The 14001-nt window shown below is 64.0% G+C and carries 7 protein-coding genes; 4 read left to right on the forward strand and 3 right to left on the reverse strand.

Features of this window, described 5'->3' with window-relative positions:
* Positions 1–365: 365 nt before the first annotated feature.
* Positions 366–3212 carry a TonB-dependent receptor gene (locus V3C40_RS12165; RefSeq protein WP_331777555.1) on the forward strand — a complete coding sequence of 949 codons (2847 nt, stop codon included), beginning with the start codon at positions 366–368 and terminating at the stop codon, positions 3210–3212.
* 138 nt (positions 3213–3350) lie between these two features.
* Here the strand turns inward: V3C40_RS12165 and tldD are convergent, their stop codons facing one another.
* From tldD to V3C40_RS12180, 3 genes are read right to left on the reverse strand one after another with little or no spacing between them, the layout of a single operon-like run.
* Positions 3351–4811 carry a metalloprotease TldD gene (gene tldD / locus V3C40_RS12170; RefSeq protein WP_331777556.1) on the reverse strand — a complete coding sequence of 487 codons (1461 nt, stop codon included), beginning with the start codon at positions 4809–4811 and terminating at the stop codon, positions 3351–3353.
* A gap of 21 nt (positions 4812–4832) precedes the next feature.
* Entirely contained in the window at positions 4833–5633 is an 801-nt protein-coding gene (locus V3C40_RS12175; protein ID WP_034760185.1) for a carbon-nitrogen hydrolase family protein, read from the reverse strand.
* A 30-nt stretch (positions 5634–5663) separates the two neighbouring features.
* On the reverse strand, positions 5664–9821 hold the full coding sequence (locus V3C40_RS12180; protein WP_331777557.1) for a YhdP family protein: 4158 nt from the start codon (positions 9819–9821) through the stop codon (positions 5664–5666).
* Between the two features lie 257 nt (positions 9822–10078).
* On the opposite strand from V3C40_RS12180, the gene glnE reads away from it, so the two are divergent.
* The 3 genes from glnE (at position 10079) to V3C40_RS12195 (ending at position 13937) form a co-directional block, all read left to right on the forward strand.
* Entirely contained in the window at positions 10079–12832 is a 2754-nt protein-coding gene (glnE, locus tag V3C40_RS12185) for a bifunctional [glutamate--ammonia ligase]-adenylyl-L-tyrosine phosphorylase/[glutamate--ammonia-ligase] adenylyltransferase (RefSeq protein WP_442907247.1), read from the forward strand.
* A 13-nt stretch (positions 12833–12845) separates the two neighbouring features.
* A complete protein-coding gene (locus V3C40_RS12190; protein WP_034760193.1) occupies positions 12846–13622 on the forward strand; it encodes a YoaK family protein in 777 nt (258 codons plus the stop codon).
* A gap of 126 nt (positions 13623–13748) precedes the next feature.
* On the forward strand, positions 13749–13937 hold the full coding sequence (locus V3C40_RS12195; RefSeq protein WP_034760197.1) for a hypothetical protein: 189 nt from the start codon (positions 13749–13751) through the stop codon (positions 13935–13937).
* The last annotated feature ends 64 nt before the right edge of the window (positions 13938–14001 follow it).

A 14001-nucleotide genomic window follows, 5' to 3' on the forward strand; every position in this document is an offset into this window, starting at 1 on the left:
TTGGAATTGCTAAAGTAAAAATAAGCGGTAAAAAAGTGGCGAGCGAACATGCGAGTCATCCGTAAGTGATGAACGACTATAAACCTAAATTGCAAGGGTTGGCAAGCATATTTGTCGGCAAAGCCGCATGCCGCTGCCGTTTTACACTGCAAAGTACGTTAAAAAGCATAAAAAGTTGCGCGCTGCCCATACCCGTCCGCAGGCCACTACCGCTGTGTCCGTCGTGGCAACCACGCCACGCCAGCCATTCTATCGACGACAAGCGGGGCACTCCTTGATCCAGATCTAATCCCGGCATCGGCTCACGGACAAAACTCAAGGACGCATCAACGACCTTTGACTGCCTGACCTTTCCGGAGAACCGCATGATCCCTACCCTATCCTTACCATCCGCTGCCTTTTCACCACCCAGACTGGGCCTGGCACTGGCCAGTGCGTTGCTGAGTCTCCCCGTCCTGGCGCAGGATGCTGCCCCGATTGCCCGCGTGGAAATCACCGGTTCGAACATCCGCCGCGCGCAGGCGGAAACGGCGTCGGCCGTGCAAACGCTGAACGCGGCCGACATTGAAAAATCGGGCAAGTCCAGCGTGGCCGAACTGCTGCAGACCCTGGCCGTCGACAACCAGGGCTCGGTGCCCACCACCTTCGGCAACGGCTTTGCCGCCGGCGCTTCCGGCGTATCGCTGCGAGGCCTGGGTACGGCCTCGACCCTGGTGCTGCTGAACGGGCGCCGCGTCGCGCCGTATGGCTTGGCCGACGATGGCCAGAAGGTATTCGCCGACCTGAACATTATTCCCCTGGAAGCGGTGGAACGGGTGGAAATCCTCAAGGATGGCGCCTCGGCCATCTACGGTTCGGACGCGATTGCCGGCGTTGTCAACGTGATCCTGCGGCGCGACTACCAGGGCACGGCCATCAAGGGCAATTACGGCAAGACGAAGGAGTGGGACGGGCGCGATGCGCGCGCCGCCATCACGCACGGCTTCGGCGACATCGACAGCGACCGCTACAACGTGCTGCTGAACCTCGAGTACAGCGAAAAGGCCGCCATCTGGAACCGCGACCGGGCCGGACGGGGCGCCGTCGGCCGCAGCGACTTGCGCGACCTGGGTTTCAGCGCGCAGGAGTCGCTCAGCGGTGCGGGCGCCATCACCACCAACAACGCGGCCGGCAGTGCCGTCAACGGCAATGTGCGCAATCCCGACACGCTCGACTACTACAACCGCGGCAACCTGTCCGGCGCGGGTTTTACACGCACCTTCCCCGGCGCCGCCTGCGGCAACTTCACCACGCATCCGCAAGGCGACCCGGGCGGCGGCTGCCTGACCGATGCCGCGCAGCAGTACGGGCAGATCCAGCCCAAGCAAAAGAACATCAATTTCTTCGGCCGCGCCGCCTGGCAACTGACGCCAGCACTGCAGACGTATGCGGAACTGAACGTGTATCACAGCGAATCAAACTCGGCCACCACGCCATCGACGGTCAGCGGCTCGGTCGGCTACCCGGGCGGGCCCGTCAGCAATGCGGGCGTGTCGCTCGGCGCAGCCCACCCGGACAATCCATATTTCGGCACGGCGGCGCGGCTGCGCTACCTGGCGGCCGACGTGGGACCGCGCCTGTCGGAAGTCAATTCGACCTTCACGCGCTTTGTGGCCGGCATCAAGGGCACGGTGGCGGGCTGGGATATCGACAGCGCCTTGCTGTACTCGCAGAACAAGGTGTCGAACGACTTGAACGGCTACCTGCAGCGCGACGTCGCCTTCGCCCTGCTCAACCCGACCGCCACGAACGTGGCGGCGGCCAGCCTGAACCCCGCCTATGCGGCCCTGCCGGCCGGCAGCCTGTGGCGTATCGCGGAAAACGCGGGCCTCAATTCGCCCGAGCTGTACGCGGCCCTGTCGCCGCGCATCTCGAACGATGCCAAGACGCATATCGCGCAGATCGACTTCAAGGCCAGCCGCGAGGTGGCAAAGCTGGACGGCGGCGGCCTGGGCGTGGCCGTGGGTGCGGAATTCCGCCATGAATCGACGGAACTCAAGCCCACCACGGGCACGGAACGGGGCAATATCATCGGCCTCGGCTATTCCGCCTACAAGGGCAGCCGCAACGCCTCGGCCATCTACGCCGAAGTGCTGGCGCCCGTGCTGAAAACCGTCGAGCTGTCAGGCGCCCTGCGCGCCGACCATTTCACCGACGTGGGCAATTCCTACACGCCGAAAGTGGGCGTGAAATGGACGCCCATGCGCGAACTGGCCCTGCGCGGCACCTTCGCCAAGGGCTTCCGCGCCCCCAGCGCGGCGGAAAACGGCGTCGGCGGCCTGGCCGCGTTTTCCACCGCCAGCGATCCGCTGCGCTGCGCGCTGGGCGTGGAAGTGGCGTGCGATCCCGCGCCGATCGCCGTCATCACCTCGCCCAATCCGAACCTGTCGCCGGAGCGTTCGCGCAGCTTTTCCGTCGGCGCCGTGTGGGACCCGCTGCCGCGCAGCAGCATTTCCGTGGACCTGTGGCAAATCCGCCGCAAGAATGAAATCAACCAGGAGCAAACGGATGCGGCCATTGCCGCCGGCAACGTAGCGCGCGACCCATCGACGGCCACCGGCATTGCCGGCGATCCGGGCGCCATCACGGCCGTGCTGGCCAACTATGTGAATTCGGCGCAAACGACGGTGCGCGGCATCGATATCGACGCCCGCCAGCGCTTCAACCTGGGCGGCGACTATGGCAACCTGACCTTCGACCTGAAGTGGACGCATCTGTACAAATGGCTGCGCACGGAACGCGATGGCACGCAGCGCGATTTTGCCGGCACGCATGGCAATTGCGACGTGTCCAACTGCATGGGTACGCCGGACGACCGCATCAACCTGGGCGCCACCTGGGAACGCCAGAACTGGCGGGTCACGGCCAACGTCAACTACCGTGCGCCGCTCGACAACATACTGTTCAAGAATGACCCGGACGGCTGCGCCACGCATTTCGCCGACGGCACCGACGCGCCGCGCGGCTGCCGCATCGCCTCGTTCACCACGGTGGACCTGACGGCCCGCTGGCTGGCCACGCCCAAGCTGGAAGTGTTTGCGACGATACAAAACCTGTTCGACAAGATCGCCCCGCTCGACCCGCTGACGTATGGCGCCACGGGCTACAACCCGCTCGACTACGCGGGCGCGGCAGGACGCTTTGTCAGTGCGGGGGTGAAGTATAAATTCTGAGAAATAGCGGTGGTGTCGGGTTGCGCCCTTCGGGCTAACCCGACCTACACGATCAGCTTGCCAGAAATGTAGGTCGGATTGCGCGGCGCAGCCGCGCGTAATCCGACACCGTTGTTGGCCGCGCAGTGCCCGAAAAGATCAGGCAGTCCCGCCAACCGTGATGCCATCGAGGCGCAAGGTCGGCTGCCCCACGCCCACGGGCACGCTCTGCCCTTCCTTGCCGCACACGCCCACGCCCGAATCGAGGCGCATGTCGTTGCCGATCATGGAGACACGGTTGAGCACGTCCGGGCCATTGCCGATCAGGGTCGCACCCTTCACCGGGTAGCTGAGCTTGCCGTTTTCGATCATGTACGCTTCGCTGGCCGAGAAGACGAACTTGCCGTTCGTGATGTCGACCTGGCCGCCGCCGAAGTTGACGGCATACAAGCCGTTTTTCACGGATGCGAGGATCTCGCCCGGGTCCTTGTCGCCGCCCAGCATGTACGTATTTGTCATGCGCGGCATGGGCAGGTGGGCGAACGATTCGCGGCGCGCATTGCCCGTCACGGGCATCTTCATCAGGCGCGCGTTCATCGCGTCCTGGATGTAACCCTTGAGGATGCCGTCCTCGATCAGGGTCGTGCACTGCGTCGGGTTGCCCTCGTCGTCGATGTTCAGGGAACCGCGCCGGCCAGCCAGGGTGCCGTCATCGACCACGGTGACGCCCTTGGCGGCCACGCGCTCGCCGATGCGGTCCGAAAACGCGGACGAGCCCTTGCGGTTGAAATCGCCTTCCAGACCATGGCCGATCGCTTCGTGCAGCAGGATGCCGGGCCAGCCCGGCCCCAGCACGATGGTCATGGGACCGGCTGGCGCGGGGCGCGCTTCCAGGTTCACCAGCGCCGAATTGACGGCGTCCGTCGCGTATTGTTCCAGCACGGCATCGCTGAAATAGTCATAGCTGAAGCGCCCGCCGCCGCCGGCCGAGCCCGTTTCGCGGCGGCCATTCTGTTCCGCGATCACGGTCAGCGACACGCGCACCAGCGGGCGGATGTCGGCCGCCAGCACACCGTCGCTGCGCAGCACCAGCACCACGTCGTATTCGCCAGCCAGGCCCGCCATCACTTGCACCACGCGGGGATCTTTCGCGCGCGCCATCTTTTCCACGCGCTCGAGCAGTTGCACCTTGGCCGTGGCATCGAGCGAGGCCAGTGGATCGTTGGGCAGGTACAAGGAACGCCCGCCTTGCGGCTGCATCTGGCCCGCGATCTTGATTTTGCCGGCGCCCGCGCGCGCAATCGTGCGCGTGGCCGCCGCCGCTTCCAGCAGGGCCCGCTCGGAAATGTCGTCGGAATACGCAAACGCCGTCTTGTCGCCGGACACGGCGCGCACGCCCACGCCCTGGTCGATGGAAAAGCTGCCCGTCTTGACGATGCCCTCTTCCAGGCTCCAGCCTTCGCTCTTGGTCGACTGGAAATACAGGTCGGCATAGTCGACCTTGTGCGTAAACATCGTGCCCAGGGCCTTGAGCAGCTTGTCTTCGTCCAGGCCAAACGGCGTGAGCAGGATATCGCGTGCCACGGCCAGGCTGGACAGATTGGGTTCAAATGGGATCATGGCTTTTTCTCACAATTCAATTTACATGGTGCGGTGCGTGAGGGCCGGCAGCGACTCGCGCACGCCGGCCAAAAACACCAGGTCGATCTCGCCGCTGACCACGCCCTCGCCCTCAGGCAGCACGGCGATCACTTCGCCCCACGGGTCGATCAGCATGCTGTGGCCCCAGGTGCGCCGGCCGTTCGGATGCAGGCCGCCCTGCGCCGAGGCCAGCACATAGCACTGGTTTTCGATGGCGCGCGCGCGCAGCAGCACTTCCCAATGGGCGCTGCCCGTCGTATGGGTAAACGCGGCCGGCACGACGATCAGCGCGCAATCGCCCATGGCGCGGTACAGTTCGGGGAAGCGCAGGTCGTAGCAGATTGACAGGCCGACGCGGCCGAACGGCGTCTCGATAGCGCGCACCTGCGCACCGGGCACGATGGTGCGCGATTCATTGTACGACTCGATGCCGCGCGTAAAACCGAACAGGTGGATCTTGTCATAGCGGCCGGCCGGTTCGCCTTGCGGATCGTACACGAGCGTCGTATTCAAGACCTTGCCCTCCTGGCCCGAGATCAGGGGCAAGGTGCCGCCGATCAGCCAGATGCCGTGCTGGCGCGCCATCTGCGCCATGCCATCCTGGATGGGGCCACTGCCGGGCTGTTCCGCATGGGCCAGCTTGTCCGTTTCCTGCTTGCCCATGATGGCCCAGTATTCAGGCAGCACCACCAGTTGCGCGCCACCGGCGGCGGCCTGCGCCACCAGGCGCCGCGCCGTGGCCAGGTTGTCTTCCACGGAAGGCGAGGAAATCATTTGTACTGCTGCGACTGTATGCATCATTGCCACCTCTTATCCATTCGAACGCCTCGCCTATTTCGCCACGGCCTCCACCGCCGCAGCGGCAGGCACGGCGACAGGTTCCAATTTACCACCATCGAGTTTGGTCACGACGGGCGATTTCCACGGACCGGCGATCTGCATATGGTAAGTGAGCGCCTTCATCACGGGCGCACGCAGGAACAGCTGCGCCAGGAAACTGCCCAGGCCGATGACGGGATTGACGGCCAGCGCATACACGAGCGGCCCCGTTCCCAGGTTAAATTCAGGGATCACCACCACGTGCAGATTCGTCGTTTCATTGGCGATATCGGCCGTGCCATCCATCAGCACGGTGGCCGCCACGCCATGCATCTTGAGGTTGTTCGTCGTCACGACGCCGCGCTTGATGCTGGCGTTGGCCGTGATGCCGTCGAAGGCCAAGCCTTCGGAAAACACGTCGTGGAAATCGAGTTTCAGCAAGCGGGGCAAGGCTTGCAAGCTGAGCACGCCCAACAGCTTGGCCGCGCCCGGGTCCTGCTTGAGGAACTGGCCCGACTCCACGTTCATCTCGATCTGCCCCGACAAGGTGGGAATGTCGAACGAATACGGCAAGCCGTTCCAGGCGATGTCGCCGCTCAGACGGCCTTTGCCGCGGCGCACCGTGTCGGCAAAGCCGAAGCGGTCGAGCAGCTTGCCCGCATCGACGATATCGAGGCCGAAACGCAGGCTGGTCGTGCTCTGCCCATCCTTAATGACCCATTTGCCACTGCCGCTCAGGGCGCCATCGGGGTTTGACAGTTGCAGCTTGCCCACGCGCCACTCGCGTCCGCCCGCCGCCATGGTGTTATAGGCCTGCAACTCCAGCCGGCCGATCTTCTTGTTGAACAGCTCGAATTGCTCGGCGACGATATCGAGCGAAGGAATCGACTGGGCGCCACTTTTTCCTTCCAGTAAATTTTTCACATCGTTGGCGGCCGACTCCGGAATGATCAGCGAGGACAGGCGCGCCGTCATCTTGCCCAGGCCGGATGGCGTTTCCAGCCACGTCACATAGCCCGACACCTGTTTCGCATCGATATTGGCTTGCCACACATCCTTTTGATGCGTGGCGCCCACCACCACGTTTTCCAGCTTGCGCTCGCCCAGCATCAGTTCACTGGCGCGGGCCGCCATCATGTCCGGCACGACGTATTGCGCGATATCGGGCGCATCGTCGGCGCCGCCGCTGTCGGCGGACGCCGTCGCGCTGCCGGCGATCTCGCTGCCGGCGGCAATCCAGCTGTCCACGTCCAGGGTTTTCATGTTGACGTTGAGCATCATGCCGCTCTCCGGTTCCGGCGCCGGCACGTTCACGCCGATGCCGCCGCGCACCAGGCGCCAGGCATCCTTGCCCTGCTTCTGGCGCTGGTAGCGCGCAGCGATGCCGGAGCCCAGCGCGATGCGGATATCGTCCGTGCGCAAGCCGGCGCCATTGGCAGCATTGCCCGTCAGGGTGAATTTCACGGGCAGGCTGTCGCCGGCCGGTTTTTTCAGGGGAGCGGGGAAATCCAGGCCCAGGCCCGTCAGCGGCGACTCGACATTGACCACCACCTGGTGGTCGCGGGCCGTGATCAAGCCGCTGTAACGGGCGCCGCCATTCAAATGTTTCGCCAGACGCTGCAGCACGGGCGCCGGATAGGTCTTGCGCAAGCCGTCGATGGTCATGTTGCCGGCTATTTTCACCTGGATGGAGCTGTCCGGCTGCGTGCCGCCCGAGATGGCCAGCGGCCCGCCCAGCAGGCTGCCATTCAAACCATTCAGGTTGACGCCTTTTTCGTTGAATTCGATCTTGCCCTGCGTGCCCAGCACGGGCGGCATGTCGTGGAACAGCACCACGTCGTTGCCCGCCAGCTGCAAGCTGCCTTGCACGGTCGATTCGAGCATGCGTTCGATCGGCAAGTGCAATTTGAGGGCCAGCTTAGCGTTGCCCGTCGCCGTCGTTTCATCCGTGAAATGCTCGATCCAGCCCAGCACGGGGCTGGCCGTCACGTACTTGAGAAATTCCTGCATCGGGCCGGCCGCGTTGCCGTCGATATCGAGCAAGGTGTCGAACACCGTCAGGTCGGGGATCACGGCTTTGACATTCGTCAATGCCACGCCGCCCGTGGTGGCCGTGTCGCCGCGAATTTCCATGCGCGCGCGCTCGAACAAAAAACTGCCCTTGATCTTTTCCGCCTGCGGCCACAGGGGCGCCTTGCCCGCCAGCGGACCGCTTTCCGCAAATTCGCCGGGCGCATAATTCAAGGTGCCGTTCTCGATCTTTCCGGCGATACGGAAGTCGCCGCGGTTGCGCTGGGCAGGCGTGTCGGCCTTGAACGGGAAATGCTCGAGTTCGCCGCGCAGGCGCAGGCTGACATCGCGCGCCATGCCGCCTTCCAGCGCGCCCGTCAGCCAGTGGCGCAGGTGCTCGGGCGTTTGCAGCGGCAGATAGCGGCCGATGGTGTTGATCTGGAAATTATCGATCGTGCCCGTCAAGTCGACCTGGCCCAGGTTCTTGCCGTCGAGAGGCAAACGCTGCGAACCATGCAGGGCGACTCGCATGCCTTCTTGATTAAGATCAAGCCTGTCCAGGTCGACTTGTAGCATATTGTCTGCTTGGAAAGCCCAGCGCGCCTCCATTTCGAACTGTTCGAACGGCAAGGCCGGCTCACTCAAATAGGAGGCCAGTTGCAATACCAATCCCCGTGTATCGATATCGACCTTGCCGCCCTTTTCGCTGGCATCGATACTGCCAGTCAAATGTTCGAAACCGGGGATAGCCGGTGCGGCGGCCTGCGCGGGGCCGGTCGCCGTCTTCGCCACGGCCAGGCGCACCGGCTGCGCATTCAGACCCAGATCGATGAATTTGCCGCGCAAACGGTAGCTGGCCGGTGTCGCCATTTCGCCTTCCCATTGCGCGGCAAAATCCTGCAAACGCCCGCGCGGCGCCAGGGCGTCGAGACGCTGGCGCTGCTGTTCGCCCAGTGGCAGCTTGTCGGCCAATGCGGCCAGGGTTTGCAAATCGAGCGATTTGGCCGTGATTTCCGTGCGCGCCGGCTTGCGCTTGGTGGCAGCAATGAAACGCTCGGACAAAGTCGTGGGCGGCAGGCTGAGGCCGTCTCGGGTTTCCACCGCGAAATTCGTCAACTCCACCTGGTGCCCATTCGCGCCAAACGTCGGTTTGCCGTCGGGTGTCTGCGAGAGCTCTTCTTTTGCCGAAATGCGTCCGCTGACCGACAGCAGGTCGAGCGGCGCGATATGCTCGCCCAGCTGCGCCGTCACATCCGTCAACCCCACGTCCGCCGTGAAACCGGCCAGGCGCGCGTGATCCAGGCTCAGCCAGGCGCGCAGGGCGCCCTTGCCCTGGCTCAGTTCGAACGGATAATCGAGGTAGCGGCGCCAGGCGGCCAGGTCGGCGTTTTTCAGGTCGGCGTACAGCTCGCCTTTCCACATCGACACATCGGAGATGCGCGTGCTGAAAGGCGGATGCGTGAAGTGAGCGCGCACATCGATGGGCGCGGCCAGACTGGCGGGTGGCGTGGCCTGCAAGCCCAGCCGGTGACTGCGCCAGCGGTTGCGCAGCAACAGATTGACCTGGGATAAGGCCAGCTCGGGTGTCCCACGCGCCTCGTCCGTCCAGCGCACCTTGCCATCGCGAATGATGATGTCATGTTGCGACAGCAGCCAGTCGGCGCCCTTGCCATCGCTGCCTTGCGTACTGTCGATCAACACCCCGGCCACGTACAGCTTGCCATCCTTGCTGCGCCGCACGTCCAGGTCCGGCCGCGTGATTTCCAGGGTAGTAAAGCGCACTGAACCCAGCACGCTCCACCACGACACGGTGGCCGATATGCTCGGCAAGCTCAGCGCCTGGCGGCCCGCCTGGTCACGCAGGGTCACGTCACCGAGGAAGAGATTGGGGCGAACGCCATGCCAGGAGGCATAAATACGCGCAATGCTGACGGGGTTGCCCAGCGCACGGCTGGCCGCCCGCTCGATATCGCCTTTGTAATAGTCGATATTCGGCAGAATCGCATAGCGCAGGAATAAAAACAGTACGGCGAAGGCGAAATACGCGAGCAGCACCAATTTGATGGTAAAACCCAACACATGGTGGGTGGCCAGGTTGGCCATGCGATAGGCGGCACGCAGCCGCTGCCAGCGCAGAGCCAATGGCACATGTTCTGTCACGCTTGCTTCTGGCGGTTTTTGCATCAATAAGCTAATAAACTGGCCCGGCGTCAAATAATGGCAAAAATCGTCTGCATTCGTGGTGCGCGCCTGCATCCTTGCGCTTGCGTCTGAGCAAAGCCTCCCTTACCATCGTCCGGAAGAGCACGCAATGCCGACCGTGAGGCCAGCGGCATAATTTTACCGCATCCCCCGCCGTTCGCAGCCAAGTTAAACAAGAACATGCACGCCGCATCCACGAGACACTTACCGATACCATGAGCACACAGCCTTTGATTTCCGCCTCCCGTTTCTACCAGCGCTGGCTGGACGCCGCCCCCGAGCGCGCCGCGCAGGTAGCCCAACTGGTGCGCGCGCCGCTGGACGGGCTCGATTTTGCCGCCGAGCTGGCCGCCCAGGCGAGCGCCGCCACCCCGCCGCTGCCGCCCGAGCGGGCCATGCGCCGCCTGCGCAACCTGCTCGTTTGCGGCCTGATCGCACGCGATCTGGAAGGCCAGGCCGACTTGAACGAAGTCGTCACGGCCATGACGGGCTTTGCCGATTTCGCCATCCGCACGCACGTGGACGCCATCATGGCCGAGATGGTGGCCCTGCACGGCATGCCTGTCGGCGAGGAATCGGGCGAGGAACAGGCCTTGATGGTGTTGGCGATGGGCAAGCAGGGCGGCGGCGAGCTCAATGTCTCGTCCGATATCGACCTGATCTTTGTCTATCCGGAAGATGGCGACACGCAAGTCACCGTACCGGGCCAGCGCAGCCTGTCCAACCACGAGTTTTTTATTCGCATGGGCAAGAAGCTGATCGCCGCCCTGGCCGAGATCACGCAAGACGGTTTTACTTTCCGCGTAGATATGGCACTGCGTCCGAACGGGAACTCGGGGCCGCTGGCCGCCAGCCTGGGCATGGTGGAGCAATACCTGATCGTGCAGGGCCGCGAATGGGAGCGCTATGCCTGGGTCAAGGCGCGCGCCGTGACGGGCAAGCCGGAAGATATCGCGTCACTTGACGCCATCGTGCGCCCGTTCGTCTTCCGCCGCTACCTCGATTTCGGCGTCATCGATGCCATCCGCACCATGCACGGCCAGATCCGCGCCGAGGTCAACCGCCAGGAGCGGCTGCATCCGGACCGCAGCAACAACGTCAAGCTGGGCCGGGGCGGCATCCGCGAAATCGAATTCCTGGCCCAGGTCTTCCAATTGATACGGGGCGGGCGCGACGCCGAGCTGCGCGAGCGTTCCACGCGCGCCACCCTGCGCACGGTCGCGGACAAGGGCTTATTGGAGCCGGCTATCGTGGAACAGCTGCTCGGTTCCTACACCTTCCTGCGCAATCTCGAACACCGGCTGCAGTATCTTGACGATGCGCAAACCCACACCCTGCCCGCCAACGACGCCGACCGCCTCACCGTGGCGCAGATGATGGGTTTACCCGACACGCTCACCCTGCTGGCCCAGCTGGAAGCGCACCGCGTGTTTGTTGCCGGCCAGTTCGACGAGATGTTCAGCGACAAGAGCAGCGGCACGCCGCCGGCCGACACGGGCATCGACCCGCAAACGTCGAACGACTGCGCCGCCTCGGACCAGCAGGAAGCCATCGAAGCGCGCTTCGCCGCCCTCGGCTTCCATGAGCCGGCCGCCTGCGCGCGCCGCCTGCTGGCCACGTGGCAGGCACCCCGTTTGCAATCGTTGCCCGAGGCGAGCCGCACGCGCCTCGTCGCCCTCGTCAATTCCGCCCTGCCCCTGATCACCGATTGCTCCGTTTCCAATGGTAACGCCAGCCAGCTGGCCACCCTGGGCCGGCTGCTCGATTTCCTCGAAGCCATCGCGCGCCGCTCGGCTTATCTGTCGCTGCTGACGGAATACCCGCATACGCTCGAGCGCGTCGTGCGCATGGTGTGCGCCAGCGGCTGGGCCGCCACCTTCCTCACGCAGCACCCGATCCTGCTCGACGAACTGCTGGACGAGCGCATCCGCAACACGGTGCCGGACCCGGCCGCGCTGGCGCTCGACCTGCAGCGCCAGCTCGACGACGCGCCCGGCGACACGGAGCGGCAGATGGATATCCTGCGCGAAATGCACCACGCGCAGCTGTTCCAGTGCCTGGCGCAAGACCTGGCGGGCGACCTCAGCGTGGAAAAGCTGGCCGACTACCTGTCGCAGCTGGCCGACATCATCGTCGCCGCCACCGTGCAAGCCGTCTGGCAAACGTTACCGACGCGCCACCGCGAGGTGCCGAAATTCGCCGTCATCGCGTACGGCAAGCTGGGCGGCAAGGAACTCGGTTATGTCTCCGACCTCGACGTCATTTTCCTGTTCGACGATGACGACCAGGAAGCGCCCGGCCTGTACGCCAAGCTGGCGCAGCGCTTCATTACCTGGATGACTTCGCACACGTCGGCTGGCATCCTGTTCGACATCGACATCGCCCTGCGCCCCGACGGCGCCTCGGGCATGCTGGTCTCCAGCGTGCAGGCGTTCGAGCGCTACCAGGGCAGCGCGGCCTGGGTGTGGGAGCACCAGGCGCTCACGCGCGCGCGCTTCTGCGCGGGCGACGCCACCATCGGCAAGCATTTCGAACGCATCCGCGACACGATTTTGCGCAAGGAACGCCCGGAAAACGGCCCGCTCAAGGGCGAAGTGGTAGCCATGCGCAAGAAGATGCTCGACGCGCATCCGCCCCGCCCCGGCAGCTTCGATTTGAAACAGGATCCGGGCGGCATGATCGACATTGAATTCATGGTGCAATACCTGGTGCTCCAGCATGCGGCGCAGTATCCGCAGCTGACGGCCAACTCGGGCAATATCGCCCTGCTGCGCCTGTGCGGCGAACTGGGCCTGATCGACGCCCAGCTGGCCGCCCAGGTCGCCGACGCCTACCGCGCGCTGCGCAAGCTCCAGCACCAGCTGCGCCTGCAGGGGCAAGACCTGGCCCGCGTGGAACCGGAACGGGTGCGCGTGCATGCGGACAACGTGATGCGCCTGTGGCAAGCCATCTTCGGCGCCACCGCCTGAGGCTGGCCCGGGCATGCCGCTCCATTACCTGTCGCGCCTGAGCGGATCGGCGCGCGATACGCAAGCCAATCTGCAGCTGGGCTGCGTGCTGGCGCTGGTGGCCGGCGCCGTGAACGCGGGCGGCTTTCTTGCCATCGGCGGCTATACCTCGCACATGACGGGCATCGTCTCCGGCATGGCGGACGACCTGGCGCTGGGCAATATCACGGTGGCCCTGGCCGCGCTGGGCGCGTGGCTGGCCTTTGTCAGCGGCGCGGCCGTCACGGCCATCATGGTGAACTGGGGCAAGCGGCGGCGCCTGCACAGCCAGTTTGCCGCCAGCCTGCTGCTGGAAGCGGCCTTACTGCTGCTGTTCGGCTTGACGGGCAATTACCTGGCCACCATGCCCGACGTGCTGGGCCCCGTCACTATCTTGCTGCTGTGCTTTGTCATGGGTTTACAGAACGCCATCATCACCAAGATTTCGGGCGCCGTCATCCGCACAACGCACGTGACGGGCCTGTCCACCGACATCGGCATCGAACTGGGCAAGATGGCGTATTACAACCGGCGCCACCTGCCGGACCGCATGGTCAAGGTCAACCGCGGCAAGCTCAGAACGCACAGCTTGCTGATCGCCTGCTTCTTCATCGGCGGCGTCAGCGGCGCCCTGGCCTTCAAGCACATCGGCTTTCCCGCCGCCACCATCCTGCTCGCCGGCGTGCTGACCCTGCTGTCGGGCGTACCCGTGCTGCGCGACTTGCGCCTTCTATGGCGCTTCTACCGCCGTCGCTTGCACACCCAACGTTGATAAAAATATTTTTCTTTAAAGCAATAACAATGCTAATATTTTTCTGCGCTTGGCGAGCCCATCATGCCTGCCCTGGCGGCCTTTTGAGTTGACACCCTACCGTTGTCCAATTGTGAAAGCGAGAAAATGATTTCCATTAAAAAAGCCCTGTTTGTCTTTGCCGCTGCTGTCGGCATCGCCGCCTCATTCTCCAGCGCGGCCGCCGTGCGCGCATGGATTCCATCGGAAAACTGCGATTACATCCTCAACATGTGCTATCAGGGTGTCGAGGTAGCGTGCGAACAGTGGCGCAGCCAGTGCGAACCCAAAGAATAAGCGGAGCAAGCGCAGGCGACAGACGAAAAAAAACGCCCAGGTAAGCCTGGGCGTTTTTCTTATT

Origin of the sequence: Janthinobacterium sp. LS2A (genome assembly GCF_036543145.1) — a bacterium.
In the GTDB taxonomy this organism is placed as follows: domain Bacteria; phylum Pseudomonadota; class Gammaproteobacteria; order Burkholderiales; family Burkholderiaceae_D; genus Janthinobacterium; species Janthinobacterium aestuarii.